Consider the following 14,308-nt stretch of genomic DNA (forward strand, 5'->3'; position numbering starts at 1 on the left):
AATAAACCATATAGAATGAAGAGTGGGGGTTCCTCGTTGGTGAAGGAATACGAACGATATCGCCTGGTGCGTCTGCACAGCGCGATGGCCGTGCTGGCGGCCGGAATGTTTGGCTTGCTTCTGTTTGCGGCCGGCCGGCTGCCTGTTTCGCCCGGATTCTATCATTCTATTCATCTTGCCTTAGGGCTCGCCGTGGTGGTCGTTTGCTGGCTTGTTGCCGTGCAAGGGTGGGCCGTGTTTCCGCATACGTTGTCGCTGGAGCGGCTGATGATGGGGGCGCTGTTTTTCTCCTCAGGCTTGTTGTTTTCGCTGCATGTTGTCTTGTCTTTTGCATCTGATGGTGTGGAAGCGTCCCCTTTTTCGCTCTCGGCCCGATTGACGCTTGCCTGGGGGCTTCTTTTTCTGTTTTCGCGCCGCGATGAGGTGATGGAGCGTCGCAGCGGCCAGCGTTGGCAAGCGTTTTTCGCCGCTTTTGCTTATGCGGCGGTCGTTGGGCTATTCATCCATTGGGTAGCGCCGCTTTGGCCGGGAGACGGGACAAGCCGCTGGCCGCTCTGGTGGAAGGCCGGCGAAGGGATTGCCGGTTTGCTCGATGCGGGCGCCGCTTTGCTTGTATGGCGTCGTTGGCGGCAAGGGAGTTCCCGATCCTTCCTGTACTGGCTGCTGGCGTTATGGTGGTTTGCCCTCGGCCAATGGCTGCTTATGCTTGGCGGCGGCCATGCGCTATGGGGGCAGCTGTATGAAATGGCCGGATTTTTGTATGTCGTGCGTGCAATGTACGTCGAGACGGTCGAAAAACCGTACGTGGAGCTGAAACAGCACAAACAGCAGCTGGAAATGATGGCGAACGCCCTTGGCGAGGGATTGATGATGTTAAACCGCGACGGCCGGATCGTATGGATGAACCCGGAAGCGGGCCGTTTGCTTGGCCTTGATCCGGAGGAAGCGAAAGGGAAGCCACTGTTTTCGTTTGTCTCGCTCGCCGGGCCGGATGGGTCCGCGTGGGACTGGAAGCGGCTGCGCCGTGTTGTCAAACAGCTGAAAAGCGGCGAGGTGATTCGCGTCGAGGAGGAGCCGTTTCGCCGCCATGACGGCGTGTGCCTGCCGGTCGGCTACACGCTGGCGCCGGTGATGGAAAACGGTGCGCTGACAGGGCTTGTCGCCGTTTTGCGCGACATGACGGAGAAAAAAGAGAAAGAGCGGCTTGAGCGCGAGAGGGAACAGCTCGACTTTGAACTGTCGCTTGCCGCGAATATGCAACGGGCGCTTTTGCAGACATCGTCGAAGGCGGATTTGCCTTCGTACGTCGACATCAGCGTCCTCAGCGTCCCTGCCCGAGTGTTGAGCGGCGATTTTTATCACTTTGCTGTCCATCAAACATCGGTGTCCGTCGGCATTGCCGATGTATCGGGAAAAGGCATTCCAGCGGCAATGCTCATGACGCTGATGAAATTTATTCTGGACCGGACCGTTCATTACGGAACGCAGCCGCACGTGTATCTTGACCTGCTGAACCGATTCGCCTACGACTACACCGAGCCGTCGATGTTTGTCACGATGTTTGTCGGCAATTACAACGAAAAGACGCATACGTTCTCGTACGCGTGCGCTGGGCACGAACCGGCGCTTTGGTACCGGGCGAAAACGAAACAATGCGTCCCGCTGCACGCCAAAGGATGCGCGCTCGGGTTGTTTCCGCAATTTTCGTTTGAGACGAAGTCGGTAGTGCTCGAGCCGGGTGATTTTGTGTTGCTGTACACCGATGGGGTGACCGAAAAACGCGGCGAAGAGGCGGACGATGATTTTTCCGTCCTCGCCTCGATGGTTGCCCGCGTCAATTTGGACCAGCCGGCAGCGCAAATCGTCCGCGATTTGTACGAGCATATCAAGGCGTACCACCAATACGAACAAAAAGACGACCAGACGTTGTTGTTGCTCCGCCGCCGCTGATGCCGCCCTAGCCGGCCGGCGGCGGCGTTTTTGGCTGTTACGACGGGTAGGCAGCGGCCAGCTGCCGTTTCAGCTTTTCGATCGCCCGCTTTTGAATGCGGCTGATCGTCATTTGCGAGACGCCAAGCCGTTCAGCGAGCGACCGTTGCGTCTCGCCGCGGCGGAAGACGGCGTCGATGACGATTTGTTCTTGCTCGCTCAGTTTGCCGATCGCCTGCTCTAAATCCATTCGCTCGATCAGCGACTCGATTTCGTTCGCTTCATCCGCGACGAATTCACCGATCGTCGTCGCATCCTTTTCCCCGTCTTGCACCGGGGCGTCGAGCGAAATCGCCTGGTAATGGTCGCGGCCGGCTAAAATCTCGATCGTCTCTTCCACCGATAAGCCTAAATGGGCGGCAATTTCATCTATGTTCGGCGACCGCTCGAGCTTGACGGTCAGTTCGTCGATGGCTTGCTGCACTTTGCTTCCTTTCTCTTTCACCCGGCGCGGCACTTGGATATACCACGCTTTGTCGCGCAAATAGTTTTTCATATAGCCGATCAAGCTTTTCATCGCATACGATTCAAAGTTTGTTCCTTGGTTCGGGTCGTAATGGTCAAGAAGGCGCAAAAACGACAGCCGGCCGACTTGAAACAAGTCTTCGTAAAAATCAGGGCGGCTGCGCGCCATTTTTTTCGCTGCGGCCGCAATGAGCGGCTCAAAACGCACGAGCAACGCTGTCGCCGCTTCTTCCGTCTTCGTTTGTTGATAGGCGGAAATAAGGGCGTCAAGCTTGCTCTTGGACAGAGGAGGGGGATATACATTCATGGGCATGCTCTCCTTCGCCGCGATGGCGGAATTTCGTCAGGCGGACTTCCGTTCCGCCTTTGGTCGTGACGCGGACGTCATCCATGAGTGCTTTCATTAAAAAGAGGCCGAGGCCGCCGACTTTCACATCTTGGAGTGGCTTGCCGGACAGCGACGCCGCCTGTTTGGTCGCCCGTTTGTAGTCAAACCCTTTTCCCTCATCTTTAATGACGATGGAAAGCGCATCGGCGCTCATCTCAAAACGGAGGTGAATATCGCCGCTTCTTCCGTTGTAGGCGTGAAGCACGACGTTGTTGCACGCTTCGGAGACGGCGACTTTCATATCTTCGATTTCTTCATAGGAAAATCCCATTTTGGCAGCCAGCCCGTATAACGTCAAACGCACGATGTCAAGAAACTGTGCATCGGCTGGAATCGACAGCTGTACGATCGTTTCGTGCTCTTTCATGATTGGCCTCCGATCCTTTCTGACGCATCGTTCATTTCGGAAAAAAAGTAGGATACTCCAGTTAAATCGAACAGACGCCGCACTTTCGGCGGCACGTTTTCAATGGCAAACGGCGCCCCGAGTTGATGCCGCGTTTTTAACAGCGCTACAAACATGCCGATCCCGGTGCTGTCAATATACGTTAAATCTTCGAGACGAAGAACGAGCGGTTTGGACGCATCGCCGGCGAGCGGTTCGACGGTGCGTTGAAATTGCTCGGCTGCCGCCAGGTCCAGTTCGCCTTTTATGTATACAACGTGCCGATCCGGCTGTTCGTCATGAACAAGACGGAATTGTTTCTGATCCATTTCTTTCACCCCACTGTGCGTTTGATGGATATCCCGGTGTTGCGTTGGCGCCGACGGCTTAGCTTGTCCGGCCTTTGGCGTTTACGCTTTCTATACCCATATTTTATACTTGTTGAAACAGGGAATGTCGAATGAAAAGGGGACATGATGATGGAAAGATGGAAACAATGGGCGAAGAGAATAAAAAAGGAGATTTTTGTCCTCTATTCCGCCTGCCGCGACCGGCGTGTTCCGGTTTGGCTGCGGCAGGGGATTGGCGCATTTCCTGTTGGGGAAACAGGTTTCGCTATGGTTGCCTCAATCTGAACATTCACTTCGCTTTGACGCTGGTGTCTTTTGGGCTACAATGATAAAAGGGAAAAAGCCGATGGCAAAGGAGTTGCTCGCAATGCTGATTCTCAAAAACGACTGGGCTCCGCTGCTTGAAGAGGAGTTTCAAAAGCCGTACTACGTAAAGCTGCGCGAGTTTTTAAAAGAGGAGTACCGGACGCGGACGATCTATCCCGATATGCACGATATTTTCAACGCCCTTCATTATACACCGTATGCAAACGTCAAAGTCGTGCTGCTCGGGCAAGATCCGTACCACGGCCCGGGGCAGGCGCACGGGCTTAGTTTTTCCGTCAAGCCGGGCGTGCCGGTGCCGCCGTCCTTAGCGAACATTTTTAAAGAGCTGCATGACGACCTTGGCTGCTATATACCAGATAACGGCTATCTCGTCAAATGGGCTGAGCAAGGGGTGCTGTTGTTAAACACGGTGTTGACGGTCCGCCGCGGCCAGGCGAACTCCCATCGCGGCAAAGGGTGGGAATATTTCACTGACCGCGTCATTGAGCTCGTCAACGAAAAAGACGATCCGGTCGTCTTTTTGCTTTGGGGCCGGAACGCGCAAGAGAAAAAAGAACGGATTACGAATCCGCGCCATCTGATTATTGAAGCGCCGCACCCGAGCCCGTTTTCCGCCGCGCGCGGCTTTTTCGGCCATCGCCCGTTTTCGCGGACGAACGCGTTTTTAACCAAGCACGGACGCGAACCGATCGATTGGCAAATCGAGAACATCGGCGCCCGCGCTGAATGAAGAAAGGGGGAAGACATCATGACGATCTCTTTGGCGGCGGTTGTCGCCAAAATGGAAGACGAATTGCGCAAGGCAAAGGCGGCCCATGACCCGCAGCGGATGCGTGAACATGTCGCTGCCATTCGCGTTTTATGCGATTTGATGTTGGAGGCAACAAGCCATCCGCAGCCGTCCGCTTCGTCTGCCGCAGCCGGGCCGCTTGTCGTCGGCGGGCCGATTTCGGTTGCTGGCGGGCTTTCGCTTGGAGCCGTTTCTGTCGGGGGACGCTCCCCTGACATTGACGATGAGGCGAACGGAGAGTCGTTGCTGGATTTCTGAGAGTGGGACAGCGAATCCCCGTGGAACGGCCTTCTCCACAGGGATTCTTGATCAACAGAACTCCTTTAAACCGCTTGTCCTTGTTTGCGCCAAAAAACAAGAAGCGGTTCACCGGCTTGGATGCGGGTCTTGCCGGTGGCGCTCCCGATTGACCGGTTCTGTCGAGTGAAGTGGCTGACATTCATTAGTAATTTGTTGTCGGGGAACATTCCCATTATATTAGTCAACTACCCACCACTTAAAGCCTAACGGCTTTTGAAGTGGGGGCTTGGCAAGCCCTAGTTGACTACCCTCAGCCATTCAATGGCTACGTTGGAAGGGTCATGACACTTACGGATGCTCCTCCAGTCCGTAACCCTGTCGCAGATGGTTAAAAGCTCTGATGGGTAGGAGCGGTGCTGTCTGCCGAACAAGCCCTTCCAACATTGGGGAGGAGGAACTCACTCCTGAAAGGAGGTACACGTCTTGTTCGTGTACATTATCAATAAGCATGGAAAACCACTCATGCCATGCTCACCAAGGAAAGCAAGACTTTTGCTAAAACAGAAGAAAGCAAAAGTAGTAAGAAGGACACCTTTTACCATCCAGCTTTTATATGGTAGCAGTGGTTACAAACAACCCGTGTCATTGGGTGTTGACATGGGGACACGACATGTAGGAATTTCTGCAACAACAAAGAAAGATGTGCTGTTTGAAGCGGAAGCGCAACTTCGAACAGATATTGTGGAATTACTTGCTATACGGAGACAGTTCCGTAGAAGTCGAAGAAACAGAAAGACTCGCTACCGAGAAGCCAGATTTCTTAACAGAAGAAAACCAGAGGGATGGTTACCACCATCTATTCAACACAAAATCAACTCGCATATAAAGTTGATTGACTTAGTTCACAATATTCTCCCTGCCACATCTGTCACTATTGAGGTAGCAGCATTCGATACACAGAAATTAAAAAACCTAAATATCCGAGGGGTGGAATATCAACAAGGAGAACAAATGGGGTTTTGGAATGTTAGAGAGTATGTTCTATACAGAGACAATCATACTTGTCAATATTGCAAAGGAAAAAAGAAAGACCCTGTTCTCCAAGTGCATCATATTGAAAGTCGAAAGACAGGAGGTGATTCACCAGATAATCTGATCACTCTATGCAAAACATGCCACCATGAAATTCACGAAAAAGGGCTTGAGCATATATTTCAACGCAAACGACCGCCTATGAGGGATGCTAGTCAGATGACCGCCATGCGATGGGCAATGTTTAGTAGGATAAGAGAAAAATACTCGCATGCAAATATCACATACGGGTATATCACCAAATGTATTCGCATTGCTAATGGACTGTCTAAATCTCATATGGTGGATGCTCGTTGTATTAGTGGAAATCCACTAGCCAAGCCAAGTGGCACGGTTTATCTTCTAAAATTCGTTCGAAAAAACAACCGTCAATTGCATAAAGCAACCATCTTAAAAGGCGGAAAACGAAAATCAAACAAAGCTCCACGATTTGTCAAAGGGTTTCAACTGTTTGACAAGGTGGTATACGAAAGGAAAGAATGTTTTATATTTGGCAGAAGAAGCAGTGGTTATTTTGACCTTCGGCTGTTAGATGGCACAAAAGTGCATGCTTCAGCAAGCTGGAAAAAGTTAAAAAGAGTTGAGCATGCTAGTACATTGTTAATTGAAAGGAGGAAGGGCGATTCCTCCCCGACTTTCGCTCTCGCTTAGAAGTCGGGGTCTCCTCGCCAAAGAAGATGAATGAGGGAAAACAATCTTTCATTAGAAAGGCGGAACAGCTATGAAAACATTCGTCCTTCTCGGCGCGCTCAATGCGTTTTTAGCCGTCGCATTGGGAGCGTTTGGCGCGCACGGGCTTGAAGGGAAGATTCCGGATCGTTATTTGGAGATTTGGAAAACGGCGGTCCAATACCAGATGTTCCACGCATTAGGGCTGCTTGTTGTCGGATTGCTCGCTGGCAAGGCGCCAAATGTCGGGCTGATCGGTGCGGCGGGCTGGGTGATGTTCGCCGGCATCGTGTTGTTTTCCGGGAGCTTGTACGTATTAAGTGTAACGCAGATTAAGCCGCTTGGCGCGATCACTCCGTTTGGCGGCGTCGCTTTTTTGGTCGCCTGGGTGATGATCGGATATGCGGCGTTAAAATGGTTGTAAACGGAGCGCAGGAGCGGAGCGCTCCGTTTTTTTGCCGCCGTCCCTCTCCGCTCTATAGCGAAAGCCATAGACTCAACGTCAACAACAGTCCAACGGCCCAATGATGGCGGGCGGCCCATTTCATGCCGCTTCCTTCCTCGGTTCGACTAGCGCCGGGGCGGAAACAGAGACGAAGCCGGATGGCAAGCGGCATCGCGAGCCCTGTGACCGCGGCAAGCAAAGGAACGATATGCCAAACGATCAAAGCAGCAATGGACAAGTAGGCGGAGACGAGAAGAAGCCCGAGAAGGCGCACGGCGTTGTTCCGTCCGAGCCGGATGGCTAATGTGCGGCGAAACGGCCGGTCTTTTTCGATGTCGCGGATGTTGTTTGTCAAAATCATCGAGGCGATCAGCAAGGCGAACGGGATGGACAAGGCAAACAGAGCGGTGTCTGGAACATGCCCTTGTACGGCATAAGCGAGTGCGGTCACGACCGGCCCCATGCAAACGGCGGCGGTCAACTCACCTAAACCGAGCGAGGCGAGCGGACGCGGCCCGGCTGAGTAGGCGATCCCGCAGATGATCGCTGCGGCGCCGATCCACGCGATGGCTGGATCGCTTTGCCACGCCAAGTACGCGCCTAACGCAACCGCGACGGCCAGCATGGCGCCAGCAACGGCAGGGATCGAGCGATGGGCAGGTCCATGGCCATGCCCGTTCGTCCATTTGTCATCGTCTTGGCCGCGCAACCGATCAAAATAGTCATTCAGCATGTTGACGGCTGACTGAATCAGCACAGAGGCGGCTAACATCGCCAGCAGCACCTCGATCCGAACGGCGCCCTTTTTCGCCGCCAGCGCGGTGGCGGCCAGCACAGGGCTGATCGTTCCGCTCCATGTCGGCGGGCGCATTAAGTGAAGCCATGAAAAACGGTAAACCCAATGCCGATCTTCTTCACGATGTTCATATCGCAATGCGAACCCCTCGTTTCCGTTAGGAGAGTAAAAGCATGCATACGATGAGCACGACAAATCCGGCCGCTTCGACCGACTGAACGGCAATGATCGAGGTCATCGCTTTTTTTAACGGCGCATCGTCACCGCCATTGGCTTGGCGCCAAAGGTCTTCATTGGAAAACACCGTCATCGCCTTGCGGTAGCCGACGAACATCCCCCAAGCGAGCGTTGCGATGCCTGTGAGAAGGGCGGTCAGCCATACACGGCCATAGGCGGTCTGCCATACATCTGCCCAACGGTTGATCGGTCCGGCGGCTGTGCCAAGCCATATGCCAGTGGCGATGACGACGGCACTTGCCGCGGCGAGCGGCCGATGCGACCACTGCATGAGCGAGCGGAAAAATTGCCGGCGCTCAAGAGGCGGCATGAATTGGGAGGCTGGATACACTGCCCAGCCGATGAATGCCACGCCCCCCACCCACATGATCGCCGCGATAAGATGTACCCCCAGCAGGAAATCACGCGACGTCCAAACCATCAGTAGACACCTCTTTTGTGTCATTTACCACCATTATATAAGGCCGTGTAGTAGCAGCTTGTGATGGCCATCACGTCAACCAAAAAAAGAAGGTTGCCATCGGCAACCTTCTTGTCAAAAGACAGTTTTTCCGTTTAGCGTGGAGAATACGTAGCAAGCGGTGTTGCGGCTGTAGCACCGGCAAACGGATATTCGTAGGCGATTTCTCCTTCAAACGTGACGTAATCGAGGTAAATCATCGGGATCAAATAGCGTGTGCCTGTTTGTGGGTCGCTTAAAATGACATGGTCACGTCCAGCCGCTTCAATGACGCCGCGAAACACCTTGGCATTCCACTCACGGTTGTTTTCAAACGTCGCATAGATAGTGGCAACTTTTCCTTTGTTTAACCGTAAAATGTTTTCAATGTACGATTCTTCAATCGGCAGCATCCCTGGAATCGATGGGCCGGTGGTGGTCGGCATCGGTGTCGGGGCCGTAAACGTCGGCGCCTGCAAACCGAACGTCGGAGCGGCGGCTGTCGCCGGTGTCATCGTTGGAGCGGCAGCCGCTTGCGGATAGTAATAATACGGGTACGCCGCCGGATAGTACGGCTGCGGATACGGATAGCCGTATGGATAGGATGCATACGGTTGTTGCCGTTCTTGACCGAACGGCGAATAATAAAATGATTGTTGCTCCTCATCAAGTGGATAAAATTGATTTTCTGGATTGTTCGGCATAAAGAACCCTCCTCAATATTAAGAATAGACACGTGGGCAGTCGGATGGAGTCGGTGCAAAAAAGCAATGCGATTTGTAGCGGCCGACGTTCCACTGGCCAAACCATTGCGGTGGGCACGGTTGACCTTCAGGTGGTTTAAAAAACCAAAGGGCGTTTGTCGCTGGGTGGTAGCGCCAACCGCGGAGCACTTGGCGGGCTAGGCCGATGTCCACTTCGCGCGCCCGTTGGTAAAAGTACCCTTTTTGCACCGCCTCAAAGCCTCCCGGGCTTTGAAACACCATTTGCCGGATAGAGCGGATGCCGCGGAAGTCAAGGCAGTCGGCGATGACGCGGTTGACGCCGACGTTGCCGACCATGAGCATCCCAAGCCGCCCGTCTCCTTCCGCTTCGGCTCGCATGAGCCGAGCCAACAACTTTACTTCCTCTTCTGTGTGGGCTACAATGGAGGGAGCGATCTGACCCATATCGTCACCTCAGTCGTTGTGAATTTCGACAGTAATAGGCTATTGATGGAACAGGAAAATGGTGACAGACAGACAGACGATTTCTCGGAGGAATTTCTGATTTATATGTATGGGGCAGTTGGGCTGGATATGACAGAAACAGGGGAGGTTGACCAAAAAGGGAAACCCGTTGCGCAAGAAAGACCCGTAACATGATGTGCAAAGGGATGACGGCGGAAGAAATCGCTCGTTTGGCTGACCTTTCAGGGGGAGGAGCTCGCCGGTTGCTTGAAGAACAGGAAAATAAGCGAAGGGGCCCTGCCGCGTTTGGGCCCCTCTTTTTTATACATGGAAGAACGAAGGAACTTTTTCCACCGACAAGCGAGTGCCGACAAAAAATGAACCAAACTCGCCAAAGCGGGCGCTCACTTCATCAAAGCGCATTTCATAGACGAGCTTTTTGAACTGGAGCGCATCATCCGAAAACAAGGTGACGCCCCATTCAAAATCATCCAAGCCGACCGACCCGGTGATGATTTGCGTCACTTTGCCGGCGTATTTTCGGCCGGTCATGCCGTGGGCGCGCATCAGTTCGCGCCGCTGTTCCATCGACAACATGTACCAGTTGTCGTTGCCTTGGCGCCGCTTGTCCATCGGATAGAAGCAAATGTAGTTCGTTTTCGGCAAAATTGGATACAAACGGCGGCGCACCTCTGGAATTTGGTACGGATCTTCGCTGCCGGACGCCAAGTAGTTGCTCAACTCCACGACTGAAACGTACGAATACGCAGGTAATAAATAGTCGGCGAGTTTCGTTTTGTTAAGCGCTGTTTCGATTTCATGCAGCTCATCCAGCGTCGGCCGCAAAATCATGAACAAAATATCGGCTTTTTGCCCGACGATCGTGTAGACGGCATGGCTTCCTTGCTTCTCGCTTTCCGTCGTCTCCCATTGGTCGACAAGCGCTAAAAACTCACTGATCGCTGCCTCGCGCTCTTCGTTTGGAAGTGTTTTCCACGCGCTCCAGTCGATCGTGCGGAAATCGTGCAAACAATACCAACCGTCCAACGTTTGGGCCGCTTCGCTCATCATCGTCACTCCTTTATTCAATCAATTGTACAGTACCACTATATCATAGTTTGGCCAAAAAAGCGGGTGTCCGTGCATAAAGCAAAAGATACTGAATTGTTCCAAAAGGTGAATTATTGATTGGACGGGCTTACGATCGTTGCGTTTTCGTATCGAAGCGGTATGCTTAATGTAGAGAAAGGCTGATGCCTGGAGACAGGCGGGCCAACCGTGAAGGAGGCATGAATCGTGACAACCGATTTATTTACGGCATTAAAAGCGAAAGTAACCGATACGGGTCGAAAAATCGTGTTTCCCGAGGGAACCGATGACCGCATCTTAACGGCGGCGAGCTGTTTGGCGACGGAGCAAGTGCTGCAGCCGATCGTCCTTGGCGATGAGCAAGCGATAAGGGTGAAAGCCGCGGCGCTTGGCTTGCCGCTTGAAGGGGTGGAGATTGTCACCCCGCGCCGCTACGGCGGGTTTGATGAGCTAGTTTCGGCGTTTGTGGAGCGGCGCAAAGGGAAAGTGACAGAAGAAACGGCGCGCGAGTTGCTTTTCGATGAAAACTATTTCGGTACGATGCTCGTTTATACGGGAGCGGCCGACGGCCTCGTCAGCGGGGCGGCACATTCGACGGCGGATACGGTCCGACCAGCCTTGCAAATCATTAAAACGAAGCCAGGCGTTGGCAAAACGTCCGGCGTGTTCATCATGGTGCGCGGCGACGAAAAATATGTGTTTGCCGATTGCGCCATCAACATTGCTCCTAACAGTCATGATTTGGCTGAAATCGCGGTCGAGAGCGCCCGGACGGCCAAAATGTTCGGCCTTACGCCGCGCGTAGCGCTGTTAAGTTTTTCCACGAAAGGGTCGGCCTCGTCGCCGGAGACGGAAAAAGTCGTTGAGGCGGTGCGGTTGGCGAAAGAAATGGCGCCGGATCTGATCCTTGACGGTGAGTTTCAATTTGACGCCGCGTTTGTGCCAGAGGTGGCGAAAAAGAAAGCGCCGGACTCGGTCATTCAAGGGGACGCAAATGTCTTTATTTTCCCGAGCCTTGAGGCGGGCAACATCGGCTACAAAATCGCCCAGCGCCTTGGCGGCTTTGAAGCGGTCGGCCCGATTTTGCAAGGGCTGAACAAGCCGGTCAACGACTTATCGCGCGGATGCAGCGCCGAAGACGCCTACAAGCTCGCGCTCATCACCGCGGCGCAGTCGCTTGGGGAGTAAAGAGGCGGCGAACTGAGCAAGAGGAGTCGGAACCGGTTCGTTTTGCCAAAGAATGGGCGATCTCTTGTTTCATGCATGGATTCGTGTCAAAGAAGGCGGCTGGCTGCTGTTTAGCCGCTTTCTTTTTTAACGGATTTCCGAAAGAAGTCTTCCATCTCAAGGAACGCGAAGGGTGTAACCCAGTGAGTAGGTGGGAGATGAATGTCGGTTGGCGTTAGCCAACGAATAGGATAGAATATGGCTAGAACGGACACCTTCGGAACGAAGGGAAGCGTAAAGGGTTCTTGTGTGTGGCTTACCGTTCGGCGAACACGCACAAGTCGCTTGAAGCCTCCACCTCTAAGCGAAGCGTAGGTGGCGGGTAGTTCACTGGCCGTAATCGTTCCAATTTGATGTGGTATAATGAGAGCGGAACGTTCAACGTAAGGGGTTTGCTGCGATGAGCCATGAATTGCTGCGGCAGCCGAAATGGCGGGTCATCGACCAGTCGCATTTCGGTCCGCTGTTTGATGCGAAACAATCGTTTGCCATCGATGATGCATTATGCACCGCGGTTGGCGCGGGACAGTCGGATGCGGTCGTCCGCACGTGGGTGCATGAGAATACCGTCGTCTTAGGCGCCGCTGATACGAAGCTTCCGTACATCGATGAGGCCATTTCGTTTTTGCGCCAGGAAGGGTATCGCGTCGTCGTCCGCAATTCCGGCGGGTTGGCCGTTGTCCTTGACAGCGGGGTGTTGAATATTTCGCTCATTTTTCCGGAAACGAAAAACACGATTGCCATCGAGCAAGGGTATGAGGCGATGTATGCGCTCATGGCCGCCATGCTTGCCTCATACGGCGCCCGCGTTGAGGCGGGGGAAATCGTCGGTTCGTATTGCCCGGGGAGCTATGACTTGAGCATTGGCGGCAAAAAGTTTGCCGGCATTTCGCAACGGCGCGTGCGCGGCGGCGTTGCCGTGCAAATCTACCTTTGCGTCAACGGGAGCGGAGCCGCGCGGGCTGAGCTTATTCGCCGTTTTTATGAGCTCGGCCGCCAAGGAGAGAAAACGAAATTCGCCTACCCCGATGTTGTCCCAACTGTCATGGCGTCGCTGTCTGAGCTTCTCGGCTGCGAGTTGTCGATCGATGAGCTGCTTGTCGCCCTTTGGCGCACGCTGCAGTCGTTTGGCGGCGAGCTGTATTCGTCTGCCCTCGAGAACGGCGAATGGAATTGGTATGAGCAGTATTGGGCGCGCATCGTCGAACGGAATGAAACGGCGCTCAGCGGTGCGCTTTCAGCAGGGGAGTAAGGGAAGCAGTCCGTCCGGCGGCAGGCGAAGAGCCTGCGTTCATCGCCTGACGCCGCCGGCGGACAAAAAGGATGCCCCGTGTCTCGGCCGCACCGGAGAGAGTGCGATCAAGGCGCAGCCATGGATAGGGCATCCTCATTTTGTTTATTCTGCTATTTTTTCCAAGTTGCCGTTCGGGTCCATACGGAAGGTCAGCCCCCGCTCTTCTTCCTCTTTTAACACCATTTTGCGCGCTCGGTTGATGATTTTCACGAGCGTCTCGAAATCTTCTTGCACCGTTGACGAGTTTTCTTCTAATTTCGCAACCTTTTCTTCAAGCTCTTTATTTTTTTGCTTTAATTCTTCAATTTCGCGGCGCAGCCGCTCGTTTTCTTTGATCAGCGTCTCCCGTTTCCGTTCATGGGATTGGAACGTTTTCAAAAAAGCGATCACTTGATCCAGCGTCACTTGTTGCGGCGGGGAGGATGGGATGACGGCAGGCAGCTGCATCACCTCTCCCAGCTCCTCGAGTGATGGCATCGGCGGCTCGTACAGACGCCGCTTTTTCGCGCCGCCTTGTTTGGCGAGCAGCCGTTGCCGTTCTTTTCGCTGTTTTTTTGCCAACTGCAATGCTTCTTCGTAGCGATGGCGGACGACCGCGTTCCAGCGAAAGCCGCAGGCGGCCGATGTCCGGTTCAGCCTGTCGCCGACTTCTTCAAAGGCGTTGAGTTGGGTGCTCCCTTCACGCACATGGCGCAATACCGTTTCCGCCAATAATAAATCGTCTTCTTCCGTCCAAGCGTCTTGCCGTTGTTTCACTGTTCTCCACTCCTTCTTTCAATGCTAGTAAAAGCATGGACAAAATAAAATGAATTTATACGTTGCAAGTTTACAGGATTGACAAGTTGAAAGAATGAAAGGCCGCAAACTTGCAATTTTCTTCGGGAAGCGGTAGAATACACAAAGCAAACGCTGCAGAA

At 53.5% G+C, this 14,308-nt stretch carries 16 protein-coding genes; 7 read left to right on the top strand and 9 right to left on the bottom strand.

From position 1 onward, the window contains the following. Positions 1-39: 39 nt before the first annotated feature. Positions 40-1,950, top strand: coding sequence for a SpoIIE family protein phosphatase (locus GZ1_RS06325; RefSeq protein WP_060788162.1), 1,911 nt, complete (start codon positions 40-42; stop codon positions 1,948-1,950). Positions 1,951-1,987: 37 nt separating this feature from the next. Here GZ1_RS06325 and GZ1_RS06330 read toward each other — a convergent pair whose 3' ends face one another. From GZ1_RS06330 to GZ1_RS06340, 3 genes are read right to left on the bottom strand one after another with little or no spacing between them, the layout of a single operon-like run. Further along, positions 1,988-2,761, bottom strand: a complete 774-nt coding sequence (locus GZ1_RS06330; RefSeq protein ID WP_060788137.1) for a sigma-70 family RNA polymerase sigma factor — start codon at positions 2,759-2,761, stop codon at positions 1,988-1,990. After that, the gene (gene rsbW / locus GZ1_RS06335; protein WP_060788138.1) at positions 2,721-3,209 is read right to left on the bottom strand and encodes an anti-sigma B factor RsbW; all 489 of its coding nucleotides are present in this window, start codon (positions 3,207-3,209) and stop codon (positions 2,721-2,723) included. Before rsbW ends, GZ1_RS06330 begins: the two co-directional genes overlap by 41 nt. Next, positions 3,206-3,556, bottom strand: a complete 351-nt coding sequence (locus tag GZ1_RS06340; protein ID WP_011232889.1) for an STAS domain-containing protein — start codon at positions 3,554-3,556, stop codon at positions 3,206-3,208. The genes rsbW and GZ1_RS06340 overlap by 4 nt, the downstream gene beginning before the upstream one ends. Positions 3,557-3,944: 388 nt before the next feature. Here GZ1_RS06340 and GZ1_RS06345 point away from each other — a divergent pair, with 388 nt between their 5' ends. The 4 genes from GZ1_RS06345 to GZ1_RS06360 all read left to right on the top strand — a co-directional run bounded on the left by GZ1_RS06345 (position 3,945) and on the right by GZ1_RS06360 (position 7,119). Continuing rightward, complete coding sequence (locus tag GZ1_RS06345) at positions 3,945-4,634, top strand: uracil-DNA glycosylase (protein ID WP_060788163.1); 690 nt, start codon at positions 3,945-3,947, stop codon at positions 4,632-4,634. A gap of 18 nt (positions 4,635-4,652) precedes the next feature. Next, positions 4,653-4,952, top strand: coding sequence for a YwdI family protein (locus GZ1_RS06350; protein ID WP_033011021.1), 300 nt, complete (start codon positions 4,653-4,655; stop codon positions 4,950-4,952). A gap of 471 nt (positions 4,953-5,423) precedes the next feature. Next, positions 5,424-6,677, top strand: coding sequence for an RNA-guided endonuclease IscB (gene iscB, locus GZ1_RS06355; protein ID WP_240673893.1), 1,254 nt, complete (start codon positions 5,424-5,426; stop codon positions 6,675-6,677). A 70-nt stretch (positions 6,678-6,747) separates the two neighbouring features. Beyond that, the gene (locus tag GZ1_RS06360) at positions 6,748-7,119 is read left to right on the top strand and encodes a DUF423 domain-containing protein (protein WP_015376087.1); all 372 of its coding nucleotides are present in this window, start codon (positions 6,748-6,750) and stop codon (positions 7,117-7,119) included. A gap of 52 nt (positions 7,120-7,171) precedes the next feature. Here the strand turns inward: GZ1_RS06360 and GZ1_RS06365 are convergent, their stop codons facing one another. The 5 genes from GZ1_RS06365 to hemQ form a co-directional block, all read right to left on the bottom strand. Continuing rightward, on the bottom strand, positions 7,172-8,074 hold the full coding sequence (locus GZ1_RS06365) for a prenyltransferase (protein ID WP_060788140.1): 903 nt from the start codon (positions 8,072-8,074) through the stop codon (positions 7,172-7,174). Positions 8,075-8,093: 19 nt separating this feature from the next. Continuing rightward, positions 8,094-8,594, bottom strand: a complete 501-nt coding sequence (locus GZ1_RS06370; RefSeq protein WP_014196991.1) for a hypothetical protein — start codon at positions 8,592-8,594, stop codon at positions 8,094-8,096. A 134-nt stretch (positions 8,595-8,728) separates the two neighbouring features. Continuing rightward, positions 8,729-9,316 carry a spore coat protein GerQ gene (gerQ, locus tag GZ1_RS06375; RefSeq protein WP_015376086.1) on the bottom strand — a complete coding sequence of 196 codons (588 nt, stop codon included), beginning with the start codon at positions 9,314-9,316 and terminating at the stop codon, positions 8,729-8,731. 18 nt (positions 9,317-9,334) lie between these two features. After that, positions 9,335-9,781: a cell wall hydrolase gene (locus GZ1_RS06380; RefSeq protein ID WP_011232884.1), complete on the bottom strand. Its 447-nt coding sequence runs from the start codon at positions 9,779-9,781 to the stop codon at positions 9,335-9,337. Between the two features lie 321 nt (positions 9,782-10,102). Next, positions 10,103-10,849: a hydrogen peroxide-dependent heme synthase gene (hemQ, locus tag GZ1_RS06385; protein WP_011232883.1), complete on the bottom strand. Its 747-nt coding sequence runs from the start codon at positions 10,847-10,849 to the stop codon at positions 10,103-10,105. 228 nt (positions 10,850-11,077) lie between these two features. On the opposite strand from hemQ, the gene pta reads away from it, so the two are divergent. Continuing rightward, on the top strand, positions 11,078-12,058 hold the full coding sequence (gene pta, locus GZ1_RS06390; RefSeq protein ID WP_060788141.1) for a phosphate acetyltransferase: 981 nt from the start codon (positions 11,078-11,080) through the stop codon (positions 12,056-12,058). A gap of 439 nt (positions 12,059-12,497) precedes the next feature. Further along, positions 12,498-13,349 carry an octanoyl-[GcvH]:protein N-octanoyltransferase gene (gene lipL / locus GZ1_RS06395; RefSeq protein ID WP_033011015.1) on the top strand — a complete coding sequence of 284 codons (852 nt, stop codon included), beginning with the start codon at positions 12,498-12,500 and terminating at the stop codon, positions 13,347-13,349. 144 nt (positions 13,350-13,493) lie between these two features. On the opposite strand, the gene GZ1_RS06400 is transcribed toward lipL, so the two are convergent. Further along, positions 13,494-14,147, bottom strand: coding sequence for an RsfA family transcriptional regulator (locus GZ1_RS06400; RefSeq protein WP_033011014.1), 654 nt, complete (start codon positions 14,145-14,147; stop codon positions 13,494-13,496). Between the last annotated feature and the right edge of the window lie 161 nt (positions 14,148-14,308).

This window comes from Geobacillus zalihae NBRC 101842, assembly GCF_001544135.1.
GTDB lineage: Bacteria > Bacillota > Bacilli > Bacillales > Anoxybacillaceae > Geobacillus > Geobacillus zalihae.

Coding starts and splice junctions, on each gene's coding strand:
- rsbW (WP_060788138.1), bottom strand. CDS start 3,209: ATGAAAGAGCACGAAACGATCGTACAGCTGTCGATTCCAGCCGATGCA.
- GZ1_RS06350 (WP_033011021.1), top strand. CDS start 4,653: ATGACGATCTCTTTGGCGGCGGTTGTCGCCAAAATGGAAGACGAATTG.
- lipL (WP_033011015.1), top strand. CDS start 12,498: ATGAGCCATGAATTGCTGCGGCAGCCGAAATGGCGGGTCATCGACCAG.
- GZ1_RS06370 (WP_014196991.1), bottom strand. CDS start 8,594: ATGGTTTGGACGTCGCGTGATTTCCTGCTGGGGGTACATCTTATCGCG.
- GZ1_RS06345 (WP_060788163.1), top strand. CDS start 3,945: ATGCTGATTCTCAAAAACGACTGGGCTCCGCTGCTTGAAGAGGAGTTT.
- gerQ (WP_015376086.1), bottom strand. CDS start 9,316: ATGCCGAACAATCCAGAAAATCAATTTTATCCACTTGATGAGGAGCAA.
- hemQ (WP_011232883.1), bottom strand. CDS start 10,849: ATGAGCGAAGCGGCCCAAACGTTGGACGGTTGGTATTGTTTGCACGAT.
- GZ1_RS06380 (WP_011232884.1), bottom strand. CDS start 9,781: ATGGGTCAGATCGCTCCCTCCATTGTAGCCCACACAGAAGAGGAAGTA.
- GZ1_RS06360 (WP_015376087.1), top strand. CDS start 6,748: ATGAAAACATTCGTCCTTCTCGGCGCGCTCAATGCGTTTTTAGCCGTC.
- GZ1_RS06330 (WP_060788137.1), bottom strand. CDS start 2,761: ATGAATGTATATCCCCCTCCTCTGTCCAAGAGCAAGCTTGACGCCCTT.
- GZ1_RS06340 (WP_011232889.1), bottom strand. CDS start 3,556: ATGGATCAGAAACAATTCCGTCTTGTTCATGACGAACAGCCGGATCGG.